This is a genomic window from Rodentibacter sp., assembly GCF_057314195.1.
This window is the reverse complement of the sequence record NZ_DBHLAM010000054.1, coordinates 1-16,639: the sequence shown is the minus strand read 5'-3', so window position 1 is coordinate 16,639 and position 16,639 is coordinate 1. Positions and strand designations below refer to the sequence as shown.

The window sequence follows — 16,639 nt, the reverse complement described above, 5'->3', positions numbered from 1 at the left end:
TTATGACCGATTATGTCGATCAATATGCCGTGTGGGGCAACCCGATTGCACAAAGCAAGTCGCCGCTGATTCAAAGCAAATTTGCCGAACAAACTAAACAAAAGATGGAATATGTGGCGAAATTAGGCGATCTTGAAACGTTCGAGCAACAACTTATCGAGTTCTTTGCAGCCGGCGCCAAAGGCTGCAATATTACCGCCCCTTTTAAAGAACGTGCGTTTCAGCTCGCCGATGAATCAAGCGAACGCGCAAAACTCGCGGCGGCTTGCAATACCTTGATAAAACGGGATGACAGCCGACTGTATGCAGATAACACTGACGGCGTCGGTTTGGTCACGGATTTGGAACGCTTGAACTGGATTCGCCCACATCAACGCATTTTAATACTCGGCGCAGGCGGCGCGGCCAGAGGCGTATTATTGCCGTTATTGCAAGCCGGGCAACAAATCGTATTAGCGAACCGCACGTTGGAAAAAGCGCAAGCTTTAGTCGAAAAATTTAAGTATTACGGCGAAATTCAAGCGGCGGCGATGACAGCCGTGCCGGCGCAATCTTATGATTTGATCATTAACGCCACCTCCGCGGGACTGCGTGGGAGCACCGCATCGGTGGCTTCCGACACACTCAAACTTGGCAACGCCTTTTACGATATGCAATACGCAAAAGGCGCCGACACGCCGTTCATCGCCCATTGCAAAAGTTTGGGACTCTCCAATCTGAGTGACGGCTTTGGCATGCTGGTGGCGCAGGCTGCGCATTCCTTTTATTTATGGCGCGGCATAATGCCGAACTTTACGGCGGTTTATCAACAACTGAAAAAGGACATGGCATGACAAGATGCGCATGGGTGGGCGATTCGCCAATTTATATCGATTATCATGACAACGAATGGGGCAAGCCTCAATTTGACAGCCAAAAGTTATTCGAAAAAATTTGTTTGGAAGGGCAACAGGCGGGGCTTTCGTGGATTACCGTACTGAAAAAACGCGATGCTTACCGCGCGGCGTTTCATCATTTTGAGCCGAAAAACGTGGCAAAAATGACCGCCTCGGATATTGACGAACTTATGCAGAATGCCGGATTGATTCGCCATCGCGCCAAATTAGAGGCGATTGTGAAAAATGCCAACGCGTTTTTGGAAATGGAAAAACGTGGTGAAAATTTCAGCGATTTTATTTGGTCTTTCGTCAATCACCGACCGATTATCAACGATGTGCCGGATTTATCCGTCGTGCCGGCCAAAACCGAGATTTCCAAAGCCATGTCAAAAGCGCTGAAAAAACGCGGTTTTGTGTTCGTAGGAGAAACGACTTGTTATGCGTTTATGCAGGCCATGGGGCTGGTCAACGACCATATAAATGGCTGTTGTTGCAAATGATATTCCAGTATAATCGGCGCCAATTTGGTTAATGAAAAGCTCTGAATTATGAATAAAAAATATACTTTCGTTTCCCTTTCGATGCTGGCCGCACTTTACAGCCAAACGAGCTCGGCGGATTTACGCGCGCAATGCTTGACGGGCGTGCCGAAATTTAGCGGTGAAGCGGTGCGAGGCGATCCAAATATGTTGCCGGTTTATATCGCCGCGGACGAAGCTGAAATTAATCAGCCGCACAGCGCCCTTTACAAAGGCAATGCGGATTTAAAACAAGGCAATCGCCATTTAATCGCCGACTCTGTGGAAGTGAAACAAACGAGTGTTCCACAGAGCACCGCATTGAAACGCCTTGCTTACGTGCGCGGCGGATTTGATTATAAAGATGAGCAAATCCAGATGCGTGGGCAAAGCGCCGATTTTGATTTAGATTCGAAAGACGGCAACATCCGCGAAGCAAATTATCAATTAGTCGGTCGCCAAGGGCGCGGTGAAGCCCAAGACATTGCATTACGTAACAACACGCGGGTCATGAAAAATGCGACCTTTACGTCTTGTTTATCGGGCGATAATGCGTGGGCAGTAGACGCGGCCGAAATAATCCAACATATTCAGGAAGAATACGCGGAAATGTGGCACGCGCGCTTTAAAGTGCTCAATGTACCGATTTTTTATACGCCTTACTTGCAATTACCTATCGGTGATCGCCGCCGTTCCGGTTTATTAATCCCGAGCGCCGGGACGTCTAGCCGCGATGGTTATTGGTATGCCCAACCAATTTATTGGAATATCGCACCAAATTACGACGCCACATTCACGCCGAAGTATATGTCACATCGCGGTTGGCAGTTAAACAGCGAGTTCCGTTATTTAACGCCCGTCGGAAAAGGTAAGATCGCCGCTGAATATTTAGGCCACGATCGTTACGACGAATATTATAATGATAACCGCAAACGCCATTTATTTTACTGGAATCACAGTTCCGCCTTCTTGAAAAACTGGCGTTTAAACGTCAATTACACGCGCGTCAGCGATAAACGCTATTTCACCGATTTCGATTCTAACTACGGTGATAGCACTGACGGTTACGCCAACCAATATGCGCGTGTTGCTTATTATCAACCGAATTACAATTTCGCCGTTTCCGTCCGCCAATTCCAAATTTTTGACGAAGTCGATATTGGCCCTTATCGCGCCTTGCCACAAATCGATTTTAATTATTACCAAAACGATTTGGCGAACGGCTGGCTGGATTTCAAACTTTTCTCACAAGCGGTGCGCTTCGACAATGACAGCGCATTAATGCCGACGGCCTGGCGTTTCCACATCGAGCCGAGTTTAGCCAGTTCCATGTCGAATAAATACGGCAGTTTGAATATCGAAAGCAAACTTTACGCCACCCATTACCAACAGAAAAAAGGCAACAGCAGCCGCGCGGAAGACGTGAAAAGCCGCATCAATCGAGTAATTCCGCAATTCAAAGTAGATTTACAAACGGTTCTCGCACGCGATACCACGTTCTTGAAAAATTACACCCAAACCTTTGAGCCGCATATTCAGTATTTATATCGCCCGTACCGCGCACAAAGCGATATTGGTTCAAGCCGCACCAATGATTACTTGGGCTACGGTTACGATTCTGCGCTGGTTCAACAGGATTTCTACTCATTGTTTCGCGATCGCCGTTACAGCGGTTTAGACCGCATCGCCTCCGCAAACCAAGTCACGGTAGGCGGCACTACGCGTTTTTACGATCGCCACGCCGATGAACGTTTTAATCTTTCCGCCGGCCAAATTTATTATTTAAACGCTTCGCGTATTGATAACAATCCGGCCAACAGCACCTCGCGTTCGTCGTCCTCTTGGGCGCTGGAATCCAACTGGAAGTTTAATGATAATTGGCACTGGCATGCCGGCTATCAATACGATACGCAGTTAAAGAAAACTTCACTGGCAAACAGTAGCATTGAATACAATCCGAAAAAAAATAATTTAATTCAATTAAATTATCGTTACGCCAGCCGAGATTATATCGACCAAAATTTAGGCCGTTCGGCGAACGCGTATAACCAAGATATTCAACAGCTTGGCTTGGTTGCGGCTTGGGAAGTGACGGATAACTGGGCGCTGGTCGGCAAATATTACCAAGACTTGGCGCTTAAGAAACCGGTGGAACAATATGTCGGCCTACAATATAACAGCTGTTGTTGGGCTATCGGCGTTGGTGCAAGACGTTATGTCACCAGTCATCAAAATCAACGCCAAAATCAAGTGGTTTACGATAACAGCGTCGGCATTACCTTTGAATTGCGCGGCTTAGGCAATAACGACCACCAAAGCGGCATTCAGGAAATGCTCAAAAAGGGCAAATTGCCTTATATCAAAGCGTTCAGCTTATAAATCATCGCGTTCAAAACGCCGTCGTTCGACGGCGTTTTATTTTTCGGGGTTTCAATGCGGTGCTCTGCGGCGAGTTCATTTGGCTAATCAGAAACAGAAACGGCCTTTCGGCCGCTTTCGTTATTATTGTCCTACCAAAATAGCACCGCATTGAAACACCGTTCTACACTGTTCATTCTAGGCCGTTCGTTCAATGCGCTGCCGTTATTTGCACAACACCAATTTGGTTTGCACGTTTTGTAAATATTGACTAATCGTAAGCGGTTCTTCGTCGGTGAATAAATATTCTACATCGCTTAATTCGCCTAAACGTACGATAGCCTGGCGGGTAAATTTGGAATGGTCGGTGACCAACAAGGTTTGCCGCGAACTCTCGATAATCGCACGTTTTACTTGCACTTCGTGGTAATCGTAATCCAGTAGCGAGCCGTCAGCATCAATGGCGCTAATGCCGAGAATACCGAAATCCAAACGGAACTGAGAAATAAAATTCACCGTTGCTTCACCAATAATACCGCCATCCATGCGCAACGAGCCACCCGCCATCGTAATCTCGAAACTTTCATTTTGACGCAGCAAATGGGCGGCATTAAGGTTATTGGTAACAATGCGTAAACGTTCGTGATTAAGCAATGCATTCGCCACGGCTTCCGGCGTAGTGCCGATGTCGATAAATAAGGAAGCGCCGTTCGGAATAAATTTCACCACCTCTTGTGCAATGCGGTTTTTTTGCGAAGAGAAAAATTGTTTGCGATGGATATAATCGGAATTTTCCGCCGAAGAAGGCGAAGCTGCACCGCCATGATGACGGCGGATCAAATCCAGTTCCGCCAGAATATTCAAATCCCGACGAACGGTTGGCGGGCTAACTTCCAATCGGCTAACCAAATCTTCCGTGCTCAAATAGCCGTATTGATTGACCAGATCGATAATTTTTTGATGACGAAGAGATTGTTTCATCTAGGCATTCTCCATGAATAGCGGCCTACTCTACCCGATCGGAGCGAATTTGGCTATCGATAAATCCCCACGTAAGCCCAACCGCCAAGCCTGCAATATGCGCCGCATTGCCAATATAAATATCAAAAAACGGACTCACAAAACCGAATGCTAATCCCGCCAATAACATCGTAAAAAAGCCTTTCGGCAAATCAAAAATATTATTCTGTAGCTTGTCCAACACGAACACATAACCCAACACCGCATATACCACGCCGGACAGCCCGAAAAAATCCGGACCGGAGAAATAATTTTGCACGACGCCGCTCACTGTTGCGGACACCAGAAAAATCAAACACAGCTTAAGTCCACCGAAATAACGCTCGATCAACCCGCCGAATAACCAAAACCACGCTAAATTCGCCACAATATGCACGTTTGACAAATGAACCAGCGAGTGCGTCACATAACGCCAAAGCTGCCAATCTTGGAAATCAAGCGGATAATGAAAAGCCTGCATAATCGGTGCTTCGAAGCCGATTTGTTGCAGTAAGTAAACTGCTGCGCAAAGCGCGGTAATGATGTGTAAAGGCGTAAAATAACGCGATAAATCTGTTCTTTGCATAAGCGTCTCTAAAAAATCTCCAATCGAGAAAACATCGAAAGATTATCGCAAATCCGCCAACATATTAAAATTCACAAAACGCCCCTCATTTTCGGTGAATCTCACCGCAACCCCACCGTTTTCACGCATAAATTGCAGCAAGCGACGTTCGCCGGAAGCAAGATAATCGCGCAATTTGTCTTTCAGCAATACTGACATCAAACAAAATGTCGGATGTTCGCGTTCTTCATCACATGCATAGGCGAGCAACGCATGTTCGGTTTTCACGGCGTGTTTTAATTTGACGAGCAAATTTTCTGGAAAGAACGGGCTGTCGCACGGCGTGAACAGCACAAAATCCGTGGTTGCGCGCGTCAATGCGGTGCTCATACCGCTTAGTGGTCCTTGAAAATCGGACAATTCATCGGCAAACACCGGCAAACCAAACCGGGCATATTCCGTTTGGTTGCGATTAGCGTTAATGGCAATCTCACCGACTTGCGGACGTAAACGCTCAATAACGCGGGCAATTAATGGCTTACCGTGCAAAAGTTGTAGCCCTTTGTCGCAACCGCCCATTCGGCGCGCCTTGCCGCCTGCCAAAATAACTGCACTTATTGTGATTGCCATATTTTATTCCGTCAGCGTTTGAAGTAAGATGACGCTATTTTTTACGATTCAAAAGGAAATAGCAATGAAATGTAAGCGTTTGAACGAGGTATTAGAACTTTTACAGCCTTATTGGGCTGAAGCGCCCGATTTAAATCTGCTGCAAATTTTGCAAAAAATCGCCGATGAAGCGGGTTTCAGCAAACCGCTGGCGGAATTAAGCGATGAAGTGATTATTTATCAATTGAAAATGCGCGGTACCGACAAACACGAACCGATTCCCGGCATTAAAAAAGATTACGAAGAAGATTTTAAAAGCGCGCTTTTAAGAGCGCGCGGTATCATTAAATAAAACAAGGAAAGCAAAATGAAAAAAATATTACTCGCCTTAGGTTTAAGCGCAACAACTTTAATATCGGCCAACGCGTTCGCAGCCAATTTGCAAGAAGGCAAACAATACATTCAAGTAAGCCAACAAGCGGCACCGCAAAAAGAAGTGATTGAATTTTTCTCGTTCTACTGCCCGCATTGTTATTCCTTTGAAATGGAATACAAAATTCCGCAGCAAGTGAAAAACAGCTTGCCGGAAGGTGTGGCGTTTAAGCAATATCACGTGAATTTTTTAGGCCGCCAATCAGAAAACCTGACTCGCGCTTGGGCCTTAGCGATGGCATTAGGCGCAGAAAGCAAAGTGAAGGCGCCGTTATTTGAAGCCGCGCAAAAAGACGCGTTGCGCTCTATGGACGACATCCGCGCGATTTTCTTGGATAACGGTGTCACCGCCGAACAATTCGACGGCGGCATTAACAGTTTTGCAGTAAATGGCTTGGTAAATAAACAAGTGAACGCGGCGGATCAATTCAGCGTGCGCGGCGTACCTGATTTTTACGTGAACGGCAAATTCCGCGTGAATCCCGAAGGATTGAATTACGATGATTTCGTTAAGGATTACGTGGAAACCGTAAAAGGTTTATTGCAAAAATAACGAAAAATTGGTTTAATGCCAGCCCATTTTGCACATGAAAAAAGAGAGAAGATTATGGCTGCAAGTTTTAGCGTAACCCGTCGTTTTTTTGACGACAAAAATTATCCGCGCGGATTTTCGCGTCATGGCGATTACACGATTAAAGAATCGCAAGTGCTTGAACAATATGGCCAAGCCTTCAAAGCGTTAGACTTGGGTGAGCGCAAACCGGCGACAAAAGAAGAAAAAGCGTTTGTCGCTTTTTGTCGCGGCGAACGTGCGGCCGAAACCTTTTTTGAAAAAACCTGGCACAAATACCGCACCCACATCAGTGCGAGCAAACGTCTTTACACCTTATCGGGCGATGTAAGTGACGCGGCAGGCGGCGAAGATTATTCCGGCGAATAAGACAAACAAATGAGGCAGGCTAAAGCCTGCCTTTTGTTTTGGCTGCGGCGGGATCCCGAATGAGCACCGCATTGGAAACGCGCTATGAGCGGTTTCAATGCGGTGCTGAAAATACACTTCGCGATATGCGTTTTGCCGCAAGCGCATTGATGCCCGTATTAATATGCCAAAGCGGCTCAAGTTAGACAAGATTACCAATATTTACCGTTCGAATATCATTTCAATGCAACTACCCATATCCCGATACAGCGAACTACTGCAAAAAAAATACGAAAAACTGACCGCACTTTTGCGCCCGTTTAACGCCCCGGAAATTCAAGTTTTCGCCTCTCCGCCCAGCCATTATCGTATGCGGGCAGAATTTCGCATTTGGCACGAAAAAGGCGATTTTTATCACATTATGTTTGATCAAACGACCAAACAACGCTATCGCATTGATGAATTTCCGATTGCCGGCGAACTCATCAATCGCATGATGAAAAGCTTACTCGCGTTATTAAAAGAACAAGAAGTGCTGCACCAAAAATTATTCCAAATCGATTATCTCAGCACCTTGAGCAATCAAATCATCGTCAGCCTGTTGTATCACAAGCCGCTTTTAGACGAATGGCAACGGGCGGCAAAAAATTTAAAAGAAAAGTTAACCGCACTTGGTTTTGACCTGCAGATTATCGGTCGCGCCAGTAAACAAAAAATCTGTTTGGAACGCGATTATGTGGATGAAATTTTGTCGGTAGCCGGACGTAATTATGTCTATCGCCAAGTGGAAAACAGCTTCACTCAGCCAAACGCGGCGGTAAACTGCAAAATGTTGGAATGGGCAATTGATTGCACAAAAAATAGTGAAGGCGATTTACTCGAACTTTATTGCGGCAACGGCAATTTTTCCATTGCGTTGGCGCAAAATTTCCGCAAAGTTTTGGCAACGGAAATCGCCAAACCGTCGGTGGCAGCCGCGCAATTTAATATCACGAAAAACGGCGTGGAAAATTTGCAAATCATTCGAATGTCGGCGGAAGAATTCACTCAAGCGATAAACGACGTGCGTGAATTTAATCGTTTAAAAGGCATTGATTTGAAATCTTACGAGTGCAATACAATTTTTGTGGATCCACCGCGTGCAGGGCTTGATTCGGAAACGGTAAAATTAGTGCGAAATTACGATCGCATTTTGTACATTTCTTGCAATCCGCACACATTGTGCGACAACTTAGTTGAACTGTCGAAAACGCACCGCATTGAAAGGGCGGCATTGTTCGATCAATTCCCTTACACCGATCACATGGAAAGCGGCGTATGGCTGATTCGCAAGTAAGGATTCAATTAATTTCGGAATCCACCGAAAAAACGCTCGCCGAATTAGTCGCATTTTGCGCAGAACAACACATTGTTCACGATGAACAAAGCCCGCTGGCACTTGTTCAAACGGATCAACGTTTAGAACTGCGCAAACTGGACGAGCCAAAACTCGGCGCAGTTTACGTGGATTTTGTGGGCGGAAGCATGGCGCATCGCCGTAAATTCGGTGGCGGGCGCGGTGAAGCGGTGGCTAAAGCGGTGGGCATTAAAGGCGTAGAATTACCGAGTGTGATTGATGCGACGGCCGGTTTAGGACGGGACGCTTTCGTGTTGGCGGTGCTCGGTTGCCAAGTGCGTTTGGTAGAACGTCATCCGGTCGTGTATTTGCTGTTGCAAGACGGTTTAAATCGCGCTTATCAAAACGCAGAAATCGGCGCGATGTTGCGGCAAAATTTACGCTTGTTGAACGTTCGACAGATTAACGAACTCAATCCGCAAACGGATTGTGCCGATGTGGTGTATCTCGATCCGATGTATCCGCACAAACAAAAATCCGCCTTGGTGAAAAAAGAAATGCGTGTGTTTCAATACTTGGTCGGTGCGGATTCAGATGCGGACAAGCTGCTTTCCCCCGCCTTACAATTAGCCAAAAAACGGGTGGTGGTAAAACGTCCGGACTATGCGGAATATCTTTGCAAGAAACCGCCGCACTTTAGTCGCGAAACAAAAAATCACCGCTTTGATATCTATATGGGGGAAGCCTAAATGTTACGAGAAAATGCGGTCGTGCTCGACTATGCAAACGGTATTGCCAAAGTGAAATGTCAATCGCAAAGCGCCTGCGGACAATGCGCGGCGAAAAGCGGCTGCGGAGGGAACAGTCTTTCCGAACTCAACGGCAAGCGCGGCGAACATATTTTCAGCGTGGCATCTTTAATGCCGCTACGCGCAGGACAAATCGTCGAAATCGGCTTAGAAGAAAAATCCATGCTGCTTTCCGCCTTGTTGACATATATCGTGCCGCTTGCTGCTTTGTTATTCGCCACCTTATTTTCCGACCGCATCAGCGATAATGAACCGTTGCGTGCGCTCATTATTTTCCTTTTCACCGCGTGTTCTTTTGTATTGGTAAAACGTTACGACAGAAAATTCGCTGCTCGGACTGAATTTAAGCCGGTATTGTTAAGAATACTTTCTTAACAATTTTTACTTTCTTACACTTTCTACAACAGGCAAAACACGATGACTTTTTAGGTCGTTTTATTTAATGATGAACAAACAAATTCCTCTTCTCGGCATCACCGGCTACAGTGGTAGCGGCAAAACCACTTTATTGGAAAAATTAATTCCGGAACTGATTGCGCGCGGACTGCGCGTTTCCGTAATAAAACACAGCCATCACAACGCTCAAGTGGATAAGGAAGGAAAAGACAGCTGGCGTATGAAAGAAGCGGGTTCGGCACAAGTCATTATGGCTTGCGATAAGCGCTGGGCGATGATGACGGAAACGCCAGCACCGGTTTCCTTGCATTATCTTGCGACACAATTCGATCCGACACTGACCGACTTGGTTTTAGTCGAAGGCTTTAAACAAGAGCCGATTCCGAAAATTCTTTTACATCGCCAAGGCATAAGCAAACCTTTGCCGGAAATCGATGAAAACGTGTTGGCATTAGCCACCGATTATGCGCTCGAAACCAAATGCACTTTGCTGGATATTAACCATATTTCTTCTATTGCCGATTTTATTGAACAATTTCTCGACAATGCAACCCACACCTGAAACAAAAGACTACCGCGGCTTAGCCCGAGTTGCTGCAATGGCGCTGTTTATGCAAAGCCTGGACGCAACCATTTTGAACACCGCATTGCCGGCCGTTTCGGCGGACTTACACGAATCGCCGGTAGAAATGCAAATGGCGGTCATTGCTTATTCCTTGGCAGTCGCCTTGTTTATTCCGCTCACCGCTTGGGCGGCGGATAAATTCGGTACGCTCAATGTATTTCGTACAGCGGTGTGCGTTTTCGCCCTTGGTTCGTTATTTTGCGCGCTTTCGACGAGCTTAAACGCATTAGTACTATCGCGCATTTTGCAAGGCGTTGGTGGCGCATTTATGATGCCGGTGGCGAGATTTGCGATTGTGCAGAGCGTGCCGAAAAACCACCTGGTCAATGCGTGGAATTTAATGGCAACCGCTGGCTTAATCGGCCCAATCATCGGCCCGATTCTAGGCGGTTGGTTAGTGACTAACGCCTCGTGGCATTGGATTTTCTTGATCAATTTACCGATTAGCATAGCGGGTATGTTCTTTGCCGGCAAAGTGATGCGTAATTTTTTAAATCCAAGCATCGGTAAATTAGATTGGAGCGGTTTTTTACTGTTCGCCCTCGGTCTAAGCGGACTCACTCTCGGGCTGGATTTAATGGGAGAAAGTCGCGGTTATCCTGCCATCGCTTACGGCGCATTGCTGATCGGCACCGCATTGCTACTCGGCTACTATCGCTACGCGAAAAAAAACACGTACGCGATTTTGCCCTTATCCTTATTTGATACTCGTACCTTCCGCCTTGGCATTTCCGCCAATTTACTCATTCGTCTGTCGAGCTCCGCCGTACCTTTTTTGTTGCCGTTAATGTTCCAACTTTCATTTGGTTATAGCGCCGAACTTTCAGGTTGGTTACTGGCACCGATTGCCTTAATGTCGATCATCTTCAAAACCTTTATCGGGCGTATTTTGAACCGTTTCGGCTATAAAAATACATTAATTGCCGCGTCGTTTTTAATGACCGGATCGATTGTCTGCCTGGCATTTTTAGAGCGATCTATGGCGACGGCTTGGATATTATTCAATTTAATGTGGTACGGTGCTTGTATGTCGATGATTTTCACCGCGATTAACACGCTGACGGTGGGCGATTTGTCCCGCACCCAATCTGGCGCAGGTTCAACCCTGTTAAGCATAGTACAACAAGTAGGCATCGGTTTCGGTATTGCGGTGTCATCCATTATTTTAGCGTTTTATCGCCATCGTCTCGGCAATCAAGAAGGCGCATTACAAACTGCCTTTAGTTATACTTTTCTCACCTCTTCCGTCTTCGCTCTACTATTAATTTGGACGCTATTGCGCTTAAAAAACGGCGACGGAGATAATTTACGTAAAAATAGATAAATTTACCTCCGTCGCCTAGTATTAATAAAAAAATCACTTCTAAATCAGCCAATTAACATCCAACAAACAGGCTTATACGACAAAAAATAAATCCCTAAAAAAGAAAGAAAATAGCGTTTGTCAATCACTCCGCTTGTTATAGAATAGCGGCCCCATTTTTTATTTAAGGTTTATTTATGCAGCATTTCGGCTTTCCCCTAGAAACCATTATCGTTTTCTTCGGCGTTGTCTTATTTTCGATCTATATTGATTTAATTTCCCATCGCCACACGAAAGAAATTACGGTAAAAAATGCGGCGGCATGGTCGCTTTTTTGGATATCCTTAGCGCTGGCTTTTTATATCTATCTTTATCTTCGTTTCGAACCGGAATGGGCGAATCTTTACTTAGCAGGCTATGTATTGGAAAAAAGTTTATCTATCGATAACTTAATGGTTTTCGTCGCTATTTTCGCCTCTTTCGGTATTAAAGCGCGGTTACAGCACCGCATTCTCTATTGGGGAATTTTAGGAGCATTGATTTTCCGTGCTGTTTTCGTGTTATTGGGTACCGGTTTATTCGCCGCCAGTCCTTGGGTCGGCTTTGCTTTTGCCGCCTTCGTTTTATGGAGCGGTTGGAAAATGTTAACCGCCCGCGGCAAGGACAATCCGGAAATCGAAGACTATACACACCACTGGAGCATACGCTTAGCCGGTAAAGCGATGCCGATTTTCCCTAAATTGCTGCAAGAAAAATTTTTCGTTCGCCACGCCGAATTAAATGCCGAACAAATTTCCTCCGTCACACGTCAAGGGTTGCGTTACGCCACGCCGGCCTTTTTATGTCTGATCGCAATCGAAACCTCCGATCTCGCTTTCGCTTTCGATTCCGTGCCGGCGGTTATTGCCGTCACGCAAGAACCGCTATTGGTTTATGCGGCAATGATTTTTGCTATTTTGGGCTTGCGTAGCCTTTATTTTATTTTGGCGGCCTTAACGAAATATTTGGTGCACTTAGAAAAATCCGTGATCGCACTATTATTTTTTATCGGCATCAAAATGGGCATTCAAGCTTGGAACCATGCAGTCTTTGATACAGGCATTCATATTTCCGCCAATGCGAGCTTATTTATCGTGCTAGGCGTGTTATTCGTCGGCATTGTCGCGTCTTTTATTTTTCCGTCCAAAGCGACGCAATAAATAATTGAACGAGAGCGGCTTGCTAAGCTTTCACATCGACATCTTGAACTCTGCTACGAGCACCGCATTGAAGCCGCTTCCGGCGGGTCTCGAGCACATTTGAAAAGGCGCGAAGTCGAGGTACAAATCGCGTTCTCTTAGTTCGATTTGTTATAATCAAGACGATTTTTTTATTTAAGAAAAAGCCAACCTGCTTATATCTTAATAGCATTTTCTTGTCGGCGGGATCGACCGCCGTTTAACCATCACAATGAGGAACGCGTATGACATTAAAAGCCACCTTAACGCTTGCCGCTACGCTATTTTTAGCCGCTTGCGATCAATCCGGCTCAGCAAACAAACCGGCAGTCCCCGCGGACAATAAAGCTGCATCAAATAATACTTTCGTTTACTGTACGGCTAAAGCGCCGTTAGGCTTCAGCCCGGCGTTAGTGATGGAGGGCACGTCTTATAACGCCAGTTCACAACAGGTTTATAACCGTTTGGTGGAATTTAAAAAAGGTTCGACAGAAATTGAGCCGGCCTTGGCGGAAAGCTGGGAAATCAGCAATGACGGTTTAACTTACACCTTTCATTTACGCAAAGGCGTGAAATTCCACAGCACTAAAGAATTTACGCCGACGCGCGATTTCAATGCGGATGATGTGCTGTTCTCCTTCCAACGTCAGCTTGATCCGAATCACCCGTATCACAACGTCTCCAAAGGCACTTATCCATATTTCAACGCGATGAAATTTCCGGAGTTATTGAAATCCGTGGAAAAAATCGATGACAACACGGTTCGCATCACTTTAAACAAAAAAGATGCAACTTTCTTGGCAAGTTTGGGAATGGACTTTATTTCCATTTATTCGGCGGAATATGCCGACGCGATGATGAAAGCGGGCACGCCTGAAACCGTTGACAATCGCCCGGTAGGTACCGGCCCATTCATTTTCGTGGATTACAAAACCGATCAAGCGGCACAATATGTAGCGAACGAAAATTACTGGAAAGGCAGAACGCCGCTTGATCGCTTAGTGATCAGCATCGTACCGGACGCCACCACGCGTTATGCAAAATTACAAGCGGGCACCTGCGATTTGATTCTATTCCCGAATGTGGCGGACTTAGCCAAAATGAAAACTGATCCGAAAGTCCAGCTTTTGGAACAAAAAGGCTTGAATGTAGCCTATATCGCATTCAATACAGAAAAAGCACCGTTTGATAATGTAAAAGTACGCCAAGCGTTAAACTACGCGGTGGATAAAAAAGCGATTATCGATGCCGTTTACCAAGGCGCCGGTACACCGGCGAAAAATCCGTTACCACCGACCATTTGGAGCTATAACGACGACATCCAAGATTATCCTTATGATCCGCAAAAAGCCAAACAACTGTTAGCCGAAGCGGGTTATCCAAACGGTTTTGAAACGGATTTCTGGATTCAACCGGTGATTCGCGCCTCCAATCCAAATCCGAAACGGATGGCCGAGTTGATAATGGCGGACTGGGCAAAAATCGGTGTGAAAGCCAATCCGGTCACTTATGAATGGGCGGATTACCAAAAACGCGCGAAAGCCGGCGAACTCACTGCGGGAATTTTCGGTTGGTCGGGCGATAACGGTGACCCGGATAACTTCTTATCCCCATTATTAGCGAGCGCCAACGCAGGCAACTCAAACTTGGCACGTTTCAAAAACGTGCAATTTGACGCCTTGTTAGACAAAGCCATTGGTTTAACCGACAAACAAGCGCGTACTGAGCTTTACAAGCAAGCGCAAGTGATCGTTCACGAGCAAGCGCCTTGGATTCCGGTGGCCCACTCCGTCGGCTTCGCGCCATTAAGCCCGCGCGTGAAAGGCTACGTACAAAGCCCGTTCGGCTACGATGCCTTCTATGGTGTGAGCGTCGATGGGAAATAACCAAAATCTGCCACATTTTTACGGCTAAAAGATAATGCATTACATGAAAAGGATAGACTTTTAAGAGCTATCCTTTTTATTTTGTATTTTGTCTCGACTTATTTTCACTTGCTTCAACAGCACCGCATTGAAAAGCGTCGAATCGGCTTAATCCGCCGAGAACCTAATCTCCGACGGCGCAACTCAGACAAAATTTAAAACCGAAAAGCAAACAATAGAATCGACATTGTTTTATCTATTAGATTACGTTTGAGTTATAGATTTTACGCGTTAGAATACGTCCGATTTTTCTTACGGATAAATACAAATGAAAAAAATAGCGATATTAACCGCACTTTTAGGGGCGATGGTATTAACCGGTTGTGCAAATAAGCAAGCGGAGGGCGAACGCAAAGATTCGCTAGAGGGTTTTAACCGCACCATGTGGAAATTCAATTATAACGTGATGGATCGCTATGTATTGGAACCGGCGGCAAAAGGTTGGCACGATTATGTGCCGGCTCCGATAAGTGGCGGCTTGTCCAATATGGCGAACAATTTGGACGAGCCGGTCAGTTTCGTGAACCGTTTAGTTGAAGGCGAGCCAAAAAAGGCGTTCGTCCATTTTAACCGCTTTTGGATTAATACGGTGTTCGGTATAGGCGGTTTGTTTGATTTCGCCGCTGCTAGCAAGGAACTCCAAGTGTATGACCAACGCGGTTTTGGCGAAACCTTGGGGAGTTACGGCCTAGAACCCGGCGCTTACATGGTGTTGCCGATTTATAATGCGACCACACCGCGCCAATTAACCGGTGCAGTGGTGGATGCGGCTTATATGTATCCATTTTGGGAATGGGTAGGTGGTCCCTGGTCATTAGTCAAATACGGCGTTCAAACATTGGATACGCGTGCGAAAAACTTGAATAACACCGAGTTATTACGCCAAGCGCAAGATCCTTACGTCACCTTCCGTGAAGCATATCTCCAAAACTTAGAATTTAAAGTAAACGACGGTAAAGCAACCGACAATTCGCAAAACGAATTGTCCGACGATGTGCTAAAAGAAATTGATTAACGAAAAAGTACGGAAAAAATAGCCGTATTTCTTACTACTCAAGGAAATTACTATGACAAAAGTTATTCATACCGAAAAGGCGCCGGCGGCGATCGGTCCTTACGTGCAAGCGGTGGATTTAGGCGATTTAGTCTTCACCTCCGGCCAAATTCCAGTAAATCCTGCCACCAATGCGGTGCCGTCAGACATCGTCGCGCAAACGCGTCAGTCATTGGAAAATGTGAAAGCAATTATTGAGCAAGCGGGCTTGACTGCAGCGGATATTGTGAAGACTACGGTTTTCGTGAAAGACTTGAACGATTTTGCGGCAGTGAATACGGAATATGAGCGCTTCTTCAAAGAAAACCATCACCCGAACTTCCCTGCGCGCTCTTGTGTGGAAGTTGCGCGTTTGCCGAAAGATGTGGGATTAGAAATCGAAGCGATTGCACGCCGAAAATAATCAAAGCATTGTTTTCGAATCTTTTTTAGACAAGCGGCTTTACAAGAAAATCGATTCACTCTATAATTGCGCGTCTTTGTTATGGCTTTAAGCCATAACCCAATTTCTGGTTGGTGCTTGACCTATTCAAGCCCCGTCCAAGACCGTAGGGGAGCAATCTTAATCAGCCTACGTAGATGGTGTACAGAATAAGAATTTTTCTTGCTTCTGGGCACCGAAGTCGTCCTGGTCTTAGGATTAGGTAAATTAATTCCGAGAAATCGGAGTGTATTCAGGAGCTAAAAGCCAATGGC

The 16,639-nt window shown here is 45.9% G+C and carries 18 protein-coding genes; 15 read left to right on the top strand and 3 right to left on the bottom strand.

Annotated features, from left to right (window positions below; all coding sequences use genetic code 11):
* Positions 1 to 2: 2 nt before the first annotated feature.
* The 3 genes from aroE to lptD are packed head-to-tail and all read left to right on the top strand — an operon-like array spanning position 3 to position 3,775.
* Positions 3 to 833 carry a shikimate dehydrogenase gene (gene aroE, locus ACO59Y_RS07970; protein ID WP_486132196.1) on the top strand — a complete coding sequence of 277 codons (831 nt, stop codon included), beginning with the start codon at positions 3 to 5 and terminating at the stop codon, positions 831 to 833.
* Positions 830 to 1,378, top strand: a complete 549-nt coding sequence (locus ACO59Y_RS07965) for a DNA-3-methyladenine glycosylase I (protein WP_486132194.1) — start codon at positions 830 to 832, stop codon at positions 1,376 to 1,378. The genes aroE and ACO59Y_RS07965 overlap by 4 nt, the downstream gene beginning before the upstream one ends.
* Positions 1,379 to 1,426: 48 nt before the next feature.
* Positions 1,427 to 3,775, top strand: a complete 2,349-nt coding sequence (gene lptD, locus ACO59Y_RS07960; RefSeq protein WP_486132192.1) for an LPS assembly protein LptD — start codon at positions 1,427 to 1,429, stop codon at positions 3,773 to 3,775.
* A gap of 204 nt (positions 3,776 to 3,979) precedes the next feature.
* Here lptD and ACO59Y_RS07955 read toward each other — a convergent pair whose 3' ends face one another.
* From ACO59Y_RS07955 to mobA, 3 genes are read right to left on the bottom strand one after another with little or no spacing between them, the layout of a single operon-like run.
* Positions 3,980 to 4,735 carry a DeoR/GlpR family transcriptional regulator gene (locus ACO59Y_RS07955; protein WP_486132190.1) on the bottom strand — a complete coding sequence of 252 codons (756 nt, stop codon included), beginning with the start codon at positions 4,733 to 4,735 and terminating at the stop codon, positions 3,980 to 3,982.
* 25 nt (positions 4,736 to 4,760) lie between these two features.
* Complete coding sequence (locus ACO59Y_RS07950) at positions 4,761 to 5,339, bottom strand: rhomboid family intramembrane serine protease (protein WP_486132188.1); 579 nt, start codon at positions 5,337 to 5,339, stop codon at positions 4,761 to 4,763.
* Between the two features lie 42 nt (positions 5,340 to 5,381).
* On the bottom strand, positions 5,382 to 5,948 hold the full coding sequence (gene mobA, locus ACO59Y_RS07945; RefSeq protein WP_486132186.1) for a molybdenum cofactor guanylyltransferase MobA: 567 nt from the start codon (positions 5,946 to 5,948) through the stop codon (positions 5,382 to 5,384).
* Positions 5,949 to 6,012: 64 nt separating this feature from the next.
* On the opposite strand from mobA, the gene ACO59Y_RS07940 reads away from it, so the two are divergent.
* The 12 genes from ACO59Y_RS07940 to ACO59Y_RS07885 all read left to right on the top strand — a co-directional run bounded on the left by ACO59Y_RS07940 (position 6,013) and on the right by ACO59Y_RS07885 (position 16,346).
* Positions 6,013 to 6,279 carry a YihD family protein gene (locus tag ACO59Y_RS07940; RefSeq protein ID WP_486132184.1) on the top strand — a complete coding sequence of 89 codons (267 nt, stop codon included), beginning with the start codon at positions 6,013 to 6,015 and terminating at the stop codon, positions 6,277 to 6,279.
* Positions 6,280 to 6,294: 15 nt separating this feature from the next.
* Positions 6,295 to 6,912, top strand: coding sequence for a thiol:disulfide interchange protein DsbA (dsbA, locus tag ACO59Y_RS07935; protein WP_486132182.1), 618 nt, complete (start codon positions 6,295 to 6,297; stop codon positions 6,910 to 6,912).
* A 54-nt stretch (positions 6,913 to 6,966) separates the two neighbouring features.
* Entirely contained in the window at positions 6,967 to 7,299 is a 333-nt protein-coding gene (locus tag ACO59Y_RS07930; RefSeq protein WP_373603413.1) for a MaoP family protein, read from the top strand.
* A 223-nt stretch (positions 7,300 to 7,522) separates the two neighbouring features.
* Entirely contained in the window at positions 7,523 to 8,614 is a 1,092-nt protein-coding gene (trmA, locus tag ACO59Y_RS07925; protein WP_486132180.1) for a tRNA (uridine(54)-C5)-methyltransferase TrmA, read from the top strand.
* Positions 8,596 to 9,363 (top strand): class I SAM-dependent methyltransferase, encoded by a 768-nt coding sequence (locus ACO59Y_RS07920; protein ID WP_486132178.1) that lies wholly within the window; start codon positions 8,596 to 8,598, stop codon positions 9,361 to 9,363. The genes trmA and ACO59Y_RS07920 overlap by 19 nt, the downstream gene beginning before the upstream one ends.
* On the top strand, positions 9,364 to 9,798 hold the full coding sequence (locus tag ACO59Y_RS07915) for a SoxR reducing system RseC family protein (protein ID WP_373603416.1): 435 nt from the start codon (positions 9,364 to 9,366) through the stop codon (positions 9,796 to 9,798).
* Positions 9,799 to 9,868: 70 nt separating this feature from the next.
* Positions 9,869 to 10,381 (top strand): molybdopterin-guanine dinucleotide biosynthesis protein MobB, encoded by a 513-nt coding sequence (mobB, locus tag ACO59Y_RS07910; protein ID WP_486132228.1) that lies wholly within the window; start codon positions 9,869 to 9,871, stop codon positions 10,379 to 10,381.
* Positions 10,365 to 11,768, top strand: a complete 1,404-nt coding sequence (locus ACO59Y_RS07905) for an MFS transporter (protein ID WP_486132176.1) — start codon at positions 10,365 to 10,367, stop codon at positions 11,766 to 11,768. The genes mobB and ACO59Y_RS07905 overlap by 17 nt, the downstream gene beginning before the upstream one ends.
* A gap of 176 nt (positions 11,769 to 11,944) precedes the next feature.
* Entirely contained in the window at positions 11,945 to 12,946 is a 1,002-nt protein-coding gene (locus ACO59Y_RS07900) for a TerC/Alx family metal homeostasis membrane protein (protein WP_486132174.1), read from the top strand.
* Positions 12,947 to 13,209: 263 nt separating this feature from the next.
* Positions 13,210 to 14,850: an ABC transporter substrate-binding protein gene (locus ACO59Y_RS07895; RefSeq protein ID WP_486132172.1), complete on the top strand. Its 1,641-nt coding sequence runs from the start codon at positions 13,210 to 13,212 to the stop codon at positions 14,848 to 14,850.
* A 307-nt stretch (positions 14,851 to 15,157) separates the two neighbouring features.
* On the top strand, positions 15,158 to 15,904 hold the full coding sequence (locus tag ACO59Y_RS07890) for an MlaA family lipoprotein (protein ID WP_486132170.1): 747 nt from the start codon (positions 15,158 to 15,160) through the stop codon (positions 15,902 to 15,904).
* 52 nt (positions 15,905 to 15,956) lie between these two features.
* Positions 15,957 to 16,346, top strand: a complete 390-nt coding sequence (locus ACO59Y_RS07885; protein WP_486132168.1) for a RidA family protein — start codon at positions 15,957 to 15,959, stop codon at positions 16,344 to 16,346.
* Positions 16,347 to 16,639: the final 293 nt, after the last annotated feature.